General features: G+C 60.4%; 12 protein-coding genes. 4 read left to right on the top strand and 8 right to left on the bottom strand.

The features are described 5' to 3' along the window. Positions 1-49: 49 nt before the first annotated feature. Entirely contained in the window at positions 50-1258 is a 1209-nt protein-coding gene (locus tag AB5287_RS03000) for an ATP-binding protein (protein WP_007056437.1), read from the top strand. A gap of 86 nt (positions 1259-1344) precedes the next feature. Here the strand turns inward: AB5287_RS03000 and AB5287_RS02995 are convergent, their stop codons facing one another. Continuing rightward, positions 1345-2214 carry a MurR/RpiR family transcriptional regulator gene (locus AB5287_RS02995; RefSeq protein ID WP_007051246.1) on the bottom strand — a complete coding sequence of 290 codons (870 nt, stop codon included), beginning with the start codon at positions 2212-2214 and terminating at the stop codon, positions 1345-1347. Between the two features lie 151 nt (positions 2215-2365). On the opposite strand from AB5287_RS02995, the gene AB5287_RS02990 reads away from it, so the two are divergent. Both AB5287_RS02990 and AB5287_RS02985 read left to right on the top strand, forming a co-directional pair. Beyond that, on the top strand, positions 2366-4621 hold the full coding sequence (locus tag AB5287_RS02990; RefSeq protein ID WP_269354536.1) for an alpha-L-arabinofuranosidase C-terminal domain-containing protein: 2256 nt from the start codon (positions 2366-2368) through the stop codon (positions 4619-4621). A gap of 180 nt (positions 4622-4801) precedes the next feature. Beyond that, positions 4802-5062 carry a hypothetical protein gene (locus tag AB5287_RS02985; protein WP_007053674.1) on the top strand — a complete coding sequence of 87 codons (261 nt, stop codon included), beginning with the start codon at positions 4802-4804 and terminating at the stop codon, positions 5060-5062. A gap of 24 nt (positions 5063-5086) precedes the next feature. On the opposite strand, the gene AB5287_RS02980 is transcribed toward AB5287_RS02985, so the two are convergent. Then, complete coding sequence (locus tag AB5287_RS02980) at positions 5087-6274, bottom strand: anion transporter (RefSeq protein ID WP_368220617.1); 1188 nt, start codon at positions 6272-6274, stop codon at positions 5087-5089. A 301-nt stretch (positions 6275-6575) separates the two neighbouring features. On the opposite strand from AB5287_RS02980, the gene AB5287_RS02975 reads away from it, so the two are divergent. Next, positions 6576-6698, top strand: coding sequence for a hypothetical protein (locus AB5287_RS02975; protein WP_007053676.1), 123 nt, complete (start codon positions 6576-6578; stop codon positions 6696-6698). 124 nt (positions 6699-6822) lie between these two features. On the opposite strand, the gene AB5287_RS02970 is transcribed toward AB5287_RS02975, so the two are convergent. The 6 genes from AB5287_RS02970 to AB5287_RS02945 form a co-directional block, all read right to left on the bottom strand. Next, the gene (locus AB5287_RS02970) at positions 6823-7755 is read right to left on the bottom strand and encodes an isoaspartyl peptidase/L-asparaginase family protein (protein ID WP_007051252.1); all 933 of its coding nucleotides are present in this window, start codon (positions 7753-7755) and stop codon (positions 6823-6825) included. A gap of 354 nt (positions 7756-8109) precedes the next feature. Next, complete coding sequence (locus AB5287_RS02965) at positions 8110-9774, bottom strand: PLP-dependent aminotransferase family protein (protein ID WP_032745911.1); 1665 nt, start codon at positions 9772-9774, stop codon at positions 8110-8112. Positions 9775-9831: 57 nt separating this feature from the next. Continuing rightward, positions 9832-10470 (bottom strand): pyridoxal 5'-phosphate synthase glutaminase subunit PdxT, encoded by a 639-nt coding sequence (gene pdxT, locus AB5287_RS02960; protein ID WP_007056414.1) that lies wholly within the window; start codon positions 10468-10470, stop codon positions 9832-9834. An 85-nt stretch (positions 10471-10555) separates the two neighbouring features. After that, positions 10556-11431, bottom strand: a complete 876-nt coding sequence (gene pdxS, locus AB5287_RS02955) for a pyridoxal 5'-phosphate synthase lyase subunit PdxS (RefSeq protein ID WP_007053677.1) — start codon at positions 11429-11431, stop codon at positions 10556-10558. A gap of 193 nt (positions 11432-11624) precedes the next feature. Continuing rightward, positions 11625-13724: a DNA primase gene (dnaG, locus tag AB5287_RS02950; RefSeq protein WP_115769058.1), complete on the bottom strand. Its 2100-nt coding sequence runs from the start codon at positions 13722-13724 to the stop codon at positions 11625-11627. A gap of 163 nt (positions 13725-13887) precedes the next feature. Next, the gene (locus AB5287_RS02945; protein WP_368220613.1) at positions 13888-15174 is read right to left on the bottom strand and encodes a deoxyguanosinetriphosphate triphosphohydrolase; all 1287 of its coding nucleotides are present in this window, start codon (positions 15172-15174) and stop codon (positions 13888-13890) included. Positions 15175-15200 lie beyond the last annotated feature (26 nt).

Below are 15200 nucleotides of genomic sequence, written 5' to 3'. Positions count from 1 at the left end.
TGTAAAACACCTCGGCGTAACGTCGGCTTGCACCGGTACCATCGGCGATATGGGGACAACGGAGAGCAACGTAGATCACGCCGCATCGGGCCAGACCGTCGCAGGCGATAGCGGTGAGCTCACTTTCACATACGCACAGGGTCGTTTTGCCAGTGAAGGCAAGGATTGGGAAAGCCCGGTTGTGACCAACATGGCTGCATCCGTCTCTGCCGATGCCGGTAATGTCCCCGCCGGCAGCATCACCAACACCGGCACCAACAACACCTTCACCAGCACCACCGAATCGTCGCTTGCCACCCTGCTGTCCAACCAATGCCCGTTCGTTATCAAGGCCACCATTTTCGAGGGCAATGGCAAAAACGCCATTCGCGAACGTCACACATTCACCGGCTCGGTGCTGCGCCAGCTCGACCAAGCCAGCGCCCTGCTGAACGGCATCAACGAATCCGGCCAATACCCGGCCATAGCCCTGCGCGAAGCATTGGTCAACGCACTGGAACATCGCGATTACACGTACTCCGGCCCCACACTGATCAATATCTTCGATTCCCGCTTGGAAATCGTGTCGCTCGGCGGCCTGACCGATGGTTTGGAAATCAACGATCTACTCAACGGCGTATGCCAGCCACGCACCCCGCGTTTGGCTGAATTGTTCGCCGATTTGGGCCTCTGCGAGAACTGCGGTACCGGCATTCAACGCATTATGGACGCCTACGCGCAGAGCGCGGTCAGTCCGCAACTGCGCGTGGGCCCCACTTCGGTGGCAATGGTACTGCCTATCCCTGTATCGGCCGAGGCCGCGTCCTCGCATCGGACCGATGCCGATGCTTCCGCCGCGCCCAGCACCACTGACGAAGCACAGCATGCCAAAATGTACTCATTCCCCACGATTCAGCGCATGACGGATAACGCCGCAGATGCTTTGGCCGGCGCACGCATCATCGGCTGCGCGCCACTGCAGACGCTGATTCTCGGCAGTGGATTCGGCGAACGCCCGGACGGTGACGATCAGGCCAGTACCCGCCCGCTTGATACGGCGACGCTGGAACCGTCGCCTCAAACGTTGGAACAGTTCACGCTCAATTTCCTCGCGTTCCGCGGTGTGAAGCTCAGCCGTAAAACCATGCAGAAAGCGCTTGGCCTGAACAAGGATCAGATGACGCAGCTCTTGGACCAGCTGGAGTTGAGCGGCAAGATCGAACGTCATACGCACGCCAAGTCCACTACGTATTCGCTGGCACATGCCTCAGGACGGTAGCGACCAGGGCGACAACGACTAAATCGTCAACAACCCAAGCAGCAACGACCAGAGCAATACGGCCCAAGGCGCGATAAAGCAGCAGCTCAGTTCTCGAATACGCGGTCGCGAATCATGCGACCGGATTCGTCGAGCGCGGTGGAGAACCGGCCATAGCCGGACAGAATCACGCCCATGTACAGCATGTCCACGAGCGCGGTATCGGCCACACGCGAGAAAATCGCATTGCCATAGATCGTGTGCGAATCACGACCCGTCAGCAACGTCACGTCGGCCCAGCTGGCCAGCGGCGCGCCGATGGCATTGGTTATGGCGATGGTTTTCGCGCCATGCGACTTCGCCAATCGCAACGCTTTGACCGTATCCGCCGAACTGCCCGAATGGGAGAAGGCGACGGCCACAGCGCCGTGGGGCAGGTGCCCGGCACCGATCTGCTGCAGGTAAGCGTCGGTATTGAGACGGCATGTCAGTCCCAGGTAGCCGAGCTTGGTGAACAGATCCATCGCCGGTGTCAACGAATTCTCCACGCCGAAAATGTCGATGAACTCCGATTCGGCGAGTAGGGCGACCGCCTTGCGATAGGCCTTGGGGTCCAACGCACTGTGCAGCTCGTCGATCAGCGCCTTCGCGCCATCGGCCGCTTTGCCGGGAATCTCATCTTCGCCATCCCACGGATTCAGATCGAATCCGGCCAGCGGATTGAAGGTCACTTTGTGTTCGGCGGCCGGGTTGCGCAACACGTACCGCAGTTCACGGTAACCGCCGAAGCCGAGCTTGCGGGCGAACCGAATCACCGTCGGCTGGCTGACGTGGGCGATGTCGGCCATCTGACCGACGGTCAGGTCGGCCGCCTCCTCGATATGATTCCGAATATACTGGGCTACGGCGCGCTCCGCCGGACGCAGCGACGGATACACGTGGTCGATGCGCTCACGTATTCCCACCGAGGATTGCACAGCCGCGCTCCTAGTCGTCCGTATTTTCCATTCCTGTTTCGAGGTTACCGGCTGTATACCGGCGAACAGTCGACTTGGATTGACCGCAACATGAACGGTGAGCGAACTCTTCCGTTTACCTTTCCGCTCCATTCCCTCTACAATCGAAACCATGGTGCGGATTAGCGTGGGAAGCCCCACCCATCACACAAGCGGGCGACTGTACGGCGTGTTCTTCGAGGACATCAACCATGGTGCGGATGGCGGGCTGAACGCCAACATGGTGAACAACTACAGTTTTGACGGCGTTTATCTCGACCATCACACGTGGCGTATGGCCGGTGCCGAACGGTGGCGTACGCAGGCTGATTCCCTGCGTTTCTGGGATTTCATCAACTGTTCCGCCGCCAGCCTTGGCAGTGAGATACGCGGGATTCACGGCCAGCGGGTGACCACCGACTGCCCCGCCCCGCCAATTCACGCACATAGCCGATACGCTCGCATCACGTCCGATGTTCCTTCCGAAACCGGCCCTGCATATCTGGAAAACCTCGGCTATAACGGAGGCGGCGACAACGGGGGCGAGCCCGCGTTCTCCATCGTCGCCGACCACACCTATTCCGTCAGTCTCGCGGTACGTCCGGTTCATGGGCGGGCCGAGCTGTCCGTCGGCGTGGTCGATAGGTACGGCCTGCCGCTCACCAGTATCACTCGATTGTCGTATATCGTGGACTCCGATCCGCTTGACGATACGGAAGAGACCGGTCTGAGGCAGGACGATGGGGCCGATGCGCAGGATTCCGGCGTTTCGATCAGTCCGGATTCGTCGGATGGTGCCATCGTCATCGGCCGTGACGGCTGGTACCGGTTCAACGCCGACGTAACCGGACTGAACACCGATTACGGCAAGCTGCGTATCACCATTGACGCCGGCGAACGCACCACGTTCGATCTGGATCTGGTGCAGTTCATGGATGCGGACTATTGGGGCGCGGGCGACCCGAAATGGCGTTACGGCAAGCTGCGCCGCGATTTGGTGGAGACCATTCAGGCGTTGCATCCAGCGTTTCTGCGATTCCCCGGCGGCTGCATCGTCGAAGGTGTGACGCCCGGCAATGAGTATCGCTGGAAGGATACCGTCGGCTCTCTGGCCGCGCGACGCCAACAGTATTCGATGTGGTCGTTCAAGATGCCGGATGGTTCCAGCTATTCGCAGAGCTATCAGATCGGCTTCTACGAGTATTTCTGCCTGTGCGAGGACCTCAAGGCCAAGCCGCTGCCTACTCTGTTCGCCGGCATCGCATGCCAGTCGCCCGGCCGAGATCCGCGCCACATGGATATCAATTCGGCCACCTTCCGCAACAATGTGATTCAGGACTACCTGGACCTCATCGAATTCGCGAATGGCGATCCGGAGTCCAGCTCGTGGGCCGCGGTCCGGCGTGATATGGGCCATCCTGAGCCGTTCGGCTTGGACATGATCGGCGTGGGCAACGAAAACTTCGGGGCTGACTACGTGGCCAAGTTTGACATGATCAGCGAGGCCATTCATGAACGATACCCGGATATGCTGTGTGTGATGAGCGCCGGACTGTTCCCCTTCCAGCCGGCGATGAAGCGCAGCTGGGACCATGCGCGAGCGTTGGCCGCAACCGATTCCGGGGCACATGATTCCGCCACCGGTGACGCGATTATCGTCGACGAACATTCTTACCACTCCCCCGAATGGTTTGCATACCAAGCGTCACGATTCGACGCTTACCCGCGTTGCGGCGCCGGCGTCTATTTCGGCGAATATTCAGCCAACGGCTATTTTGCCGGCCAACCGCAGACCGAACAGGGCGCGAACACGTGGAAGTCGGCACTCGGCGAGGCCGCGTTCCTGACCGGTTGCGAGCGCAATTCCGACGTGGTGCGCATGACCTCCTATGCACCGCTGCTCGCGCATATCCCGGCTAAGGGGTGGGCGCAGAATCTTATCGAACTCAATCCGGCGCATGTGAACCCCACGGTGAATTATGAGGTGGAGCGGCTGTTTTCCACGCATCTGGGCGACACGACATATGCCGTGTCCATCGAGCAGACCGCGTCACGCCCCGCCAAACATCTGTATGTCAGTGCCACCGGGCATGACGGGGATGACGCCTGCCGTTACATCAAAATCGTCAATACCTCCGATTCCCCGGTGGATGTGACGTTGGAAATCGCGCGCGGACTGGCCGGGCTGGGCGCCTCGCCATCGCGACCGGTGCGTTTGGAGGTGACGACGTTAAGCGCCAGTCCGACGGCGAAAACCACTATCGGATACCGCGGCGAGGCTTCGGGGGCGATTGTGCCGGAACGTCGGGCTTACACATTGCCGTCGCCGTCTTCATTGCTGGCGATGAAGATCAAGCCGTACAGCGTCACGCTGGTGGCTTCGCGCTGATCGACATCGGCCATTAGGCCGATTCCTTTGCCGTTAGAATCACCCTCAAGGATGAGGGGGAATCGTGCAGATTCAGGGAATAATAGGGGCTATCCCCCATAGCGAATACAAGCACGGGAGGGCAGGATGGAAACCACGGCGGCCAGAAGACCGCCGGCCAACGATGAAGGAGTATGCGGTATGTTTATCAATCTGTTCCGCAGGCAGCGCCCTGCGCTCGCCCGGCTGGCCCGCAACTCCAACGCCTATCGTCAGCCGATGGTTGCGGCCGTATCATCGTCCGCAGTCGGCGTATCCAGCATCACCTCTGCAGCCAACACAGCCAACACAGACGGCGTATCCGGCGTATCCACGCTGGATGCCACCATCGGCCGCATCCACGACATCCCGCAGTCGGCCATGAGCCGACTGACCGGCTCCCCCACCGTATACGCGCGGTAGACCGGCCCAACCCACAACGGCGGCTCAGAGACTCGGCTCGATGATCCAGCTCAAGGTCAGCAATACGGCCAAAAACAGAACGTTGACGGCGGAGTAGACGGCCAGATACCGGCCTTTCTTGTGCGGGTATTGGCGCACGACGTTCTTGTAAGAAATAAGCGAGGCCATCGAGGCGATGAGCGTACCCATGCCGCCCAAATTGGTGCCAATGATCAGATCGCGCCATTGGTCGCAGAAGCCGGAAAGCAGAATCGTGGTGGGCACATTGCTGATGACCTGGCTGGAGCCGACCGCCACCTCCAGCGGATGGCCGCCGACCAGCGAGCGCGCCAGTTCGTAGAATTCGGGCACGCGCTTCATGTTGCCGATGAAGATGAAGAACATGCAGAAGGTGAGCGGCAGTCCCCAATCCACGTATTTGAATACGCGCCGATCGGTGAACAGGAACACGACGACCACGATCACGCACATCACCCACAGGGGAATCACGTCGGAGACGGCCAGTAGGCAGACGATGAACAGCAGCGAGTAGACGATGGTGCGCCAGCCGCCATAACCGGCGCCGTAGCCGGTGATACGAATCTCGTCGGGCTGGTGTTTGTTGCGCTCGGGAGCCAGCACGCCGGTTTCGAGGTCGCCCAGGTCGCCGACCGGTTTGCCGCCAAACACCACGGAAATCACGATGACCAGCAACACGGCCGCCATGCCGGAATACGGTGCCATGATGCCGAGGAATTCCATGGTCGGCATGCCGGTCAGGGCTTTGAGATACAGGTTGTGCGCGTTGCCGATCGGGGTGAGCATACTGCCCACGTTCGCGCCAATGGTCATCAGCGTGACCACGAGGATGGTCTTATCCTCTTGCCCAGCCATGATGAGCACGGCCACCGCGAACGGCACAAACGTGACCAGCGCAACGTCATTGGTGATGAACATCGCGGAAAAGAACGTCAAAGCGACAAGCGTAATGACCAGTCCGCGCATGGTGCTGACCTTCTCCAGCAATCGCGAACCGATGATGCGGAACACGCCGATACGCTGGAATCCGCACACCACAATCATCAGGCAGATGAGCTGGCTGATGGTGCTGGCGTGAATGTAGCTTTTGTAATCGGCGTCCGGCGGCACAATGAAACACGAAATCAGGGCGAGTATTGCGGCGACGATGAGAATCGTCTCATTTTTGGCTACATTGATCAGCCAGCGTCGCATCCATTCCTCCGTGAATAACCCAATATCGCAACCATTCTATTTTACGCGCAGACCAGCATAAGGTACGTAGTCGCGTTGCGCTGGCGGACATGAGTTTTTGGACCGGTGCCGCACATCAGCCGCGCTCGTTTTTTTATTTGGACAAGGAAACATTGAGTTTGCATGTCTTCCATACAATGAACTGCCGCGCAATGCTGTGCCCGTATATACGGCTGCATCATTGTGTGGCAGGCCAGACACGAATACCGTACGTGGCTGGCTCATACCAATGGAACATAGTTTCATTCGAGGAAGAGGAGCGATGAAGTTGCGTATTACCCCAGTATTCCCGGTCAAACGTTTCGCCGCCGTGTCTGCACAGAACGTGAAGAACGTGCAGTTCGATTACACGAACATGCCCACGTACAACACGATCACCAAGTAGCGCGCACTGCCGCACTGATCGGCGGCACTTGCCGCATACATGAATGGCCGGTGTGCTGCGGATTCCTTACCAAGAATCCGCAGCACACCGGCCATTATGATATATGCCGCAATACAGGGGGCAATCAGCCCTGCACCTTACCTCCTTGCGCGCTACGGTATCCGAAGTTCATCATCTCGCTGTTGTAGGCGACCACGCCACGGCCGACCGCCGGCAGAACGATCATGCCGCCATCGCCATGATGCGCGGCGACTTCGTCCAAAGTGGCCGTCGCGGCATCCTCGACGTTCTCGCCGGAGAAACGCACACGATCCGACACCTGATGGGCGGCGACCACCTTGATGAACGCCTCGCCGATGCCGGTGCAGGACACCGCCACCGTGGACTGGTTGGCGAACGTGCCGCAACCAGGCAGCGGCGAATCACCCACACGACCGTGCATCTGGTTGGTGATGCCGCCAGTGGACGTGCCAGCGGCGATATTGCCCTCGGCATCGCGCGCCACGGCACCGATGGTGCCATGCTTCTCCCACTCATCGCCACCGGACTGAGCCTCGGCCAAGGACTGACGACGCTGTTCGGTGATGAAGTACTCGTTGCTTTCGGTCGCGACGCCCCAATCGGCGATCTCGGCATCGGTCGGGTCCGCGAACAGCACATGCTTGGTCTGCTCTTTGACGGCACGCGCCGCATCGATCGGGTTCTTCACGGTGCTTACGCCGGTGACCGCACCGACCTCGCCATCGCCGGTCATCAGGCAGGCGTCCATCTGGGCGATGCCATCGCTGGTCAGGGCGGCACCACGGCCGGCGTTGAATTCGGGAGCGTCTTCCATGACGTGGATGGCGGCGACCACAGCCTCATGCGCCGGTGCTCCGGATTCCAACAACTGGTATCCGGCATCGAGGGCGCGCTGCAGATCAAGTTCGACCTGGGCGATGCGTTCAGGCGTGCTGTGCTTGCCACGACTGCCCGCTCCGGCGTGAATGACAAGCGTGATGCCGGTTTCGCTGCCCGCCAGTTCAGTGGTCACCGGCGAAACGGAGGATGTGGTCATATCGTGTCCCTTTCTGGAGTCAGATGGATGTGCTGACGCCAACGTATCGTTGCTTCCGCATGTATGATAGCCGTTGATGGCCGCGACCGGTTCCGCATTTCGCATCATCGGCTCGCGATGGCGTGACTCGTTACTGCGCCACCTCGCCACTACGCCAGGGGCAATGCGATGCCGGCTCGATCGGCCAGGTCACGCAACGACCACGTGGTCTGCCCCGTTCGCCCGACAACGCTATGCGCATGCCACAGCGAACTGATGATGGCTTCCTCGCTTATTCATTCGTCGAATGCACCCATCGATGTGGGTATGTAGCCATCAAAAAAACTCGACAACCGCAATGAGCCAGTCACTTGGCTACATCTGTGCTATCGTCTCGCCAATGATTCGAATGCCGGTATCAATGTCAGCAGCATCCGGGCGCACAAAGTTGAGACGGATGTGGGAATCATCCATTTCGTCAACGTCGAACACGCTGCCCGGCATGAACGTGACGCCTTGGGAACGGCAGGATTCCAATACATCCAGAGAGCGCACGCCGTCCGGTAAGGAAACCCAAATATAGTAGCCGCCTGCAGGCACGGTCCAATACACTTCATCCGGCGCATACCGCTCCAATGCTGCGATTGCTGCATCTCGTCGAATGCGGTAAGTCTTGATCAAACCGCGCAAATGTTCGGCGATGCGGCCTTCTTTAAGCAGTTCCAGACAGATGCGCTGCGATGACGTGCTCGTATGCTGGTCGACCATGCGCCGCAGAGCCGCCAGCCGGTTAATCACATGCGGGTCGGCCACAACCCATCCCGTGCGCAGGCCCGAAGTGACGGTTTTCGAGAACGTCGACAAATACATCACGTATCCCGCATTCTCCATGCCCTTAAGCGGTATGGGGCGATGTGCGTCGGACGATTCCCCGCCGTACCACAAATCGCCGTAAGCATCGTCTTCCACGATCAGACACTGATAGCGCCGCGCCACGTCGATGAGTTCGCTGCGTCGTTCGGGCGGCAGCGTGGTACCGGTGGGGTTTTGGAACGTCGGGACGGTGTAGATGAGCTTGGGCCGGAATCGCGCGCAATAGCCGTCCAACAGGTCTGTACGCATACCGTGCTCGTCCACTGGAACGCCGATGATGCGCGCATCCGCCGAGCGGAAGGTCTGCAATGCCGGGAAGAACGTGGATTGTTCGACCAGCACGCAGTCGCCGGGGTTGATGAACGCGCGCACGATGAGGTCGATGCCCTGCTCGGAGCCGGAGAGCACCATCACGTTGCGGACGCCGCATTGTACGCCTCGTGCGCGCATATGTTCGGCAAGCAGCGCACGCAACTCTTCGAATCCCTCGATAGGTGATTCCGGTTGGCCGTCGAATTCCCGCGATTCGAACGCCTCGATGCTCACCTTGCGCAGCAGATCGTCCGGGATATCCGCCGGGTTCGGCGAACCGGTGGCGAAGTCAATAATGGTGTCGCCGCGCTGCGCCCGCTCGGCCGAGGCGATGTCATGGTAGGTAAACCGGTTGGAATAATCAGAGAACAACACCGACCATGGCGGACGCACGACGGTTGGTTCCGGGCCCTGAACCGAACGGCTTTCACGAATCGTATGGACCGCCGCAGAGCTGCTGCCCTGGTCTGTCGTCAAGAAATCAGTGGAGGTAGCACGTTCTACGTCGCCGGAAGAGGAGGCTTGCGATGTTCCCATTTCTGCCGACGATCGTGTTGTTCGCGTTATTGCATTCCCGAAGTCACTGTTTGACGTGTGCGATGTTCGGCTTGCGGAGGCAGCCGGCAGCACGAACGTGCCTTTGCCGACTTTGGAGGCGATAAGACCTTCGTCCTTGAGCTGCTGATACGCCTGCAACACCGTGGTGCGATTGACTTCGAGACGTGAGGACAGCTCGCGTTCGGGAGGCAGGCGGTAGCCCTCGGCCATCGCGCCGGAGACGATCTGTTCACGCAGCTCGGCGGCCAGCTGCCGGTACATCGGCACCTTGCTGCGTCGATTCAGCTCAAGCTGCATGGCAGATCGTCTCCTTGATTCGTCAATCGGATACCAGTCTAACGGCAGACGAATCGACTACAGCGACAGGAAGAGCTCGTGGATGCGGGTATCGTCCGTGAGTTCCGGGTGGAAGGCGGTGGCCAGGATATTGCCTTGACGCAAGCCCACCACGTGGCCATCGACTTCGGTTTCGACCGTGGCTTCGGGTCCGACCGACACCACGTACGGTCCGCGGATGAATACCAGTGGGAAGTCCGTGATACGCTGCGGATCATCCGCTGCACCAAAATCGGCAGTAGCCTGGAAACTACCGAGCTGACGACCATAGGCGTTGCGGCGTACGACGGCGTCGAGCGCGCCAAAGTAGACGTTGTCGTCATTGTCGAGCTTTTTAGCCAGCAGAATCATGCCGGCGCAAGTGCCAAACACCGGTTTGCCTGCCTTGATGTGGGCGGCGATCGGCTCGAACAGTCCGGTCGAATGCAGGAGCTTGCCCTGTGTAGTGGATTCGCCGCCGGGCAGAATCACGCGGTCGATGGATTCATCGAAATCCTCGGCTGCGCGCAGCAGTTTCCACGGCGCACCGAGCTTGTCCAGCACCGCCGCATGTTCGGCGAATGCGCCTTGTACGGCCAGGATGCCGGTCACGCCGTGCTTGGCGTTTTTGGCGTCCGCGGATTCTTCTTTGGAAATATATTCAACAGCTACAACCATGTTGTCTCCTTGGGCCTTGACTCCCGCTGGCGGGAGCGTCACCCTTTCCTGGCTCCCCTCAAAGAGGGGAGCCAAGGTAATGCACTCACTCGCCGCGAGCGGCCATGATGGTCTGAATCTCGTCCTCATTGATGCCGACCATGGCTTCGCCGAGGTTTTCGGACAGCTTGGCGAGCAGATCGGCGTCCTGCCAGTTGGCGGTAGCCTTGACGATGGCGGCGGCGCGCTTGGCCGGGTCGCCGGACTTGAAGATGCCGGAGCCCACGAACACGCCTTCGGCACCAAGCTCCATCATCAGGGCGGCGTCGGCCGGGGTGGCCACGCCACCGGCGGCGAAGTTCACGACGGGCAGACGGCCGTTGTCGTGCACGTACTTGGCCAGATCGTAGGGCACGGCCAGCTGCTTGGCGGCCTCGTAGACCTCGTCGTCGCGCAGGCCGACGAGTTCGCGAATCTGCTTGTTCATGGTGCGCATGTGGCGCACGGCCTGAATCACGTCGCCGGTGCCGGGCTCGCCCTTGGTACGAATCATGGCAGCACCCTCGGCGATGCGGCGCAGTGCCTCGCCCAGGTTCTTCGCGCCGCACACGAACGGCACGTCGAACTGGTTCTTGTCGATGTGGTACACGTCGTCGGCCGGGGAAAGCACTTCGGATTCGTCGATGTAGTCGATTTCGATGGCCTGCAGAATGCGGGCCTCGGCGATGTGGCCGATACGCACCTTGGCCATGACCGGAATGGAGACAGCTTCCTGAATGCCCTTGATCATGGCCGGATCGCTCATACGGGAGACGCCGCCGGCGGCACGAATGTCAGCGGGGATGCGCTCCAGCGCCATCACCGCGCATGCGCCGGCATCCTGCGCGATTTTCGCCTGTTCGGGCGTGGTGACGTCCATGATCACGCCACCCTTGAGCATCTGGGCCAGATTACGGTTGAGTTCCGCACGATTCTGCGTCATGAGTTTCCCTTCGTTTCGACGCTGCTTGGTATCGCGCTTCATTATTGAACGGATTGGATTGGCCCACCCAAACCAGTCCAATTTGGATGGGGCCAATCCGCAACTTCTGCACCCATCCAATCCGGCAACCGGTTGTATGGACTTATGCATCCGGCACGTATTCGAGGATGCGCGCAATCAGTGGGGGGGGGTATTAGCCGATGGTGTTGCCGTAGATTTGGGCTTGGAGGTCTTTACGGGCGGTTTCCATGCGGGTGATCTGGCCGAGGAGGGTTATCTTCTCTTCGCCGTCGGGCAGCTGGGCCATGCGGCGTTTGGCCAAACCGATCTGGCGCATGAAGCCCATGTCCAACAATCGGGTGAGCAGTTCGGTGGCATAGCGCTGCTCTTCCGGCGTGGCAGGGCGTAGCTGCACGGCGGCCGCACCACCGCCGACTCCCCCAGGCACGTTCGACTGCGGAGGTTGTGCGCCATTACCACCGTCGTCGCCAGGCAGTGGCAACGGCATGACGGCCAGCTCGTTGATCACCTGATTCAGCATCGGTCCGCCGGCCTTAGTGAGGTTGTGCATCCACAGCCCCTGCGGGGTATCGTCGGATGGCAGTCCGCCGGCGGCCGCGATCGCCTGGAACAGGGTGCGGAACACCGAAGTCATGAAATGGTCGATGGTCAGCTGCCCGAACATGGTGCGGTCGATGGCGCGCGGCACCTGAATCAGCACGGCCATGAACTGCTGTTCGGCGATGAATACGGCGTCGTCGATCTTGAAATATGCCTGTTCGGCGGCGTCACGGCGCTCCAACGCCTTGCGCGTGGCCGGATTGGCGTATGGGTTGGTGCCGGGTTCCACACGCGGCTCGTCACGCTCGAATCGACGTTTGGGCGCGTAGGCGTCCTCATCGCGTACATGCATCTGCCGGCGCGCGTTCATCACCTCGCGGCGCATCACCTCAAGATCCACGCCGATACGGCCCGCGGACTTGCGCGCGTAAGCGTCCCATAGGGAGCGGTCGCGAATCTGCGCCACCAGCGGGGCCACGGCTTTCATCGCACCCACTTGGCCGGGCGTGTAGGTCAGGTCGAACCGGCTGATGGCGGCGTCGATCACGAAGTCATACAACGGTTTGGCGCGGGCGATCAGCGAACGCACTGCTTCGTTGCCTCGCTCGATGCGCAGGTCGCACGGGTCGAGATTGTCGTCGGCCACGGCCACGAAGGTTTGGGAGAGGAAGGCCGAATCAAGGCCGAAGGCATGCAGCGCGGCTTTCTGGCCGGCGGCGTCACCATCGAACGTGAACACGATGCGCGAGCTCAACGGCTGGTCCTTGACCTTCAACGGCCCGACCAGCTGGACCGCGCCCAGCGAATCGTCGGCGATCAGGCGGCGCACAATCTTGGCGTGCTCGGCGCCGAACGCCGTGCCGCACGTGGCGATGGCGGTGTCGATGCCGGCCAAGTGCATGGCCATCACGTCCGTATAGCCTTCGACGATCACCACCTGCCGCTTCTTGACGATGGCGGATTTGGCCAAATCGATGCCGTAAAGCACCTGGGTTTTGCGGTAGAGCTGCGTGTCCGGCGTGTTGATGTATTTGGCGGCGATCTGATCGTCTTCGTATAGTTTGCGCGCGCCGAAGCCGAGCGTGCGGCCGGTCGAATCGCGGATGGGCCAGGTCACTCGGCCGCGGAAATAGTCATAGATGCCGCGCTGGCCTTGACGGGCCAAGCCCGCGTCGAGGATTTCCTTCTGCGTAAACCCCTTGGAGGCCAAGTGGCGCACGAGATTATCCCAGCCTTGCGGCGCGTAGCCGCAGCCGAAACGTTCGCAATCAGCTTGGGAGAAGTTGCGGCCGCCAAGCAGCTTGCGGGCGGGCAGTGCTTCCTTGGTCAAGATCTGGGAGACGAAGAAGCGCTGGGCTTCCTCGCAGGCTTCCAGCAGTCGCGTGCGCTTGGAGCCGGTGTTCTCGCGCGCCGGGCCGTTGCCGCTGTTCTCGTAGTGCAGCTCGATATGGTACTTGTCGGCGAGCAGTTCCACGGCTTCGCGGAAGTCGATGTTTTCGGATTGTTCGACGTATTTGAATACGTCGCCACCCAAGCCGCAGCCGAAGCAGTGCCACACGCCGAGCGAGGGACGCACGTTGAAGCTGCCGGTTTTCTCGTCGTGGAACGGGCACAGGCCCACGAAGGTGCCGGTGCCGGAGGGCTTAAGCGTTACGGTCGCAGATACAATGTCATACAGGTCCGCGGCGGCGCGCACCTTCTCGACATCTTCTTTCTTAATCATTCCGACCATAAGTCTCTAGAGTACCGCCTCACCTGAGACACGGTAAATTTTTACCGTCGGTTATCATTTCTTCCGCGAAACTCCCTTCAGTCGCCTACAGCGACAGCTCCCCTCACCCGAGGGGAGCTGGCTCGCGCAGCGAGACTGAGGGAAGCGCCCGCCCAACACGCCCTCAGCACAAGATGGAGTGCAGGGCCAGGGCGGAGTTGTCGGTCAGGCTCGCGACCTGATCGATGGCGACGCGCAGGCGTTCGTCGTCGTTGGTGGATTCGTTCCAATCGGCCAGGAACTGGCTTTCCAAAGCGTCGGATGGGAGCGGCGAATCAGCCATAAGCACATCGACCAAATCCGATACGATCTTGAGCTCCTCCTGATGGAATGGCTCGCGCTCGCGAGGCGCCATGACGAAGTACACGGCGATGCCCTTCAGCGCCACGATCTCGTAATTCGTGTTCTCGGGAATCACGATGTTCGCGGAATACCGGGTCAACGGCCCGGGCCCGTACGTGTCGCGCGTGGCGGTTTCCACCGACCAGCAGAAGCGGCCGATCAAATCGGACGTAATGTTCTTAAGCTGTGCCAACGATTCGCGCGAACCATTGAAATATGCAGGGAACAAATACTCTCGGCGCAATCGCATGAACGCGGCCAGCAGCTTGTCGGCATCCCACTTCGCCCCATACCATGCGCGCGTCTGCTCGATGATGTGGTCCAGCATCTTCGGATCGGCGAGCACAATCGGATCGAACGCGCCGGTGGCGATGGAATCCTCGACGTCATGCACGGAGTAGGCGATATCATCCGAAAGGTCCATGATCTGGCATTCCATGGGCTTGGCGGCCTGGGGCGCGCCGATCTTGAGCCATCGGAATACCGGCTCGTCATCCGGGTAGACGCAGAATTTCTTCGACCGCTCCCCCTTTGGGTGTTGGTCGGCTTCGGCCAAGGTCCACGGGTATTTGACGGCCGCGTCCAAGGCCGCACGGGTCAGGTTCACGCCGGCCGAACGCCCGTCCGGGTGAAAGATCTTGGGTTCGAGCCGGGTCAGGATACGCATGGTCTGTGCGTTGCCCTCGAAGCCGCCGATATTGCTGGCGATGTCGGCGAGCGCACGCTCCCCGTTGTGCCCGAACGGCGGGTGACCAAGGTCGTGGGCCAGACAGGCGCAGTCGACCACGTCCGGATCACAGCCGAGCAATGCGCCGATTTGGCGACCGATCTGGGCGACTTCCAGCGTATGCGTCAGTCGAGTGCGGGCGAAATCGTCGGTACCGGCAATCAGAATCTGGCTTTTCGCGCCCAAACGCCGCAAAGCGGACGAATGAATCAGTCGCGCGCGATCGCGTTCGAAAGCCGTGCGCGACTTGGATTTGGGCGGCTCGGGTGCCCACCGCTCCTCGTCGAAGGCGCTGTAGCCCTCATCGCTCAGCACCTGTTCCCCATCCAAAGTCGTTTCCATATTCCAAGCATAGGCACACATATCGG

This window comes from Bifidobacterium sp. RTP21102st3_E2_RTP21102_210122, assembly GCF_040916945.1.
GTDB lineage: Bacteria > Actinomycetota > Actinomycetes > Actinomycetales > Bifidobacteriaceae > Bifidobacterium > Bifidobacterium longum.
Note: the sequence above shows the minus strand (reverse complement) of the source record. Positions and strands in the feature narration are given on the sequence as shown.

Excerpts from the sequence above, each read along its gene's own strand:
- AB5287_RS02965 (WP_032745911.1), bottom strand. The coding sequence starts at position 9,774 with ATGCAGCTTGAGCTGAATCGACGCAGCAAGGTGCCGATGTACCGGCAG.
- AB5287_RS02990 (WP_269354536.1), top strand. The coding sequence starts at position 2,366 with ATGGTGCGGATTAGCGTGGGAAGCCCCACCCATCACACAAGCGGGCGA.
- AB5287_RS03000 (WP_007056437.1), top strand. The coding sequence starts at position 50 with ATGGGGACAACGGAGAGCAACGTAGATCACGCCGCATCGGGCCAGACC.
- dnaG (WP_115769058.1), bottom strand. The coding sequence starts at position 13,724 with ATGGTCGGAATGATTAAGAAAGAAGATGTCGAGAAGGTGCGCGCCGCC.
- pdxS (WP_007053677.1), bottom strand. The coding sequence starts at position 11,431 with ATGACGCAGAATCGTGCGGAACTCAACCGTAATCTGGCCCAGATGCTC.
- AB5287_RS02980 (WP_368220617.1), bottom strand. The coding sequence starts at position 6,274 with ATGCGACGCTGGCTGATCAATGTAGCCAAAAATGAGACGATTCTCATC.
- AB5287_RS02970 (WP_007051252.1), bottom strand. The coding sequence starts at position 7,755 with ATGACCACATCCTCCGTTTCGCCGGTGACCACTGAACTGGCGGGCAGC.
- AB5287_RS02985 (WP_007053674.1), top strand. The coding sequence starts at position 4,802 with ATGTTTATCAATCTGTTCCGCAGGCAGCGCCCTGCGCTCGCCCGGCTG.
- AB5287_RS02945 (WP_368220613.1), bottom strand. The coding sequence starts at position 15,174 with ATGGAAACGACTTTGGATGGGGAACAGGTGCTGAGCGATGAGGGCTAC.
- pdxT (WP_007056414.1), bottom strand. The coding sequence starts at position 10,470 with ATGGTTGTAGCTGTTGAATATATTTCCAAAGAAGAATCCGCGGACGCC.
- AB5287_RS02975 (WP_007053676.1), top strand. The coding sequence starts at position 6,576 with ATGAAGTTGCGTATTACCCCAGTATTCCCGGTCAAACGTTTCGCCGCC.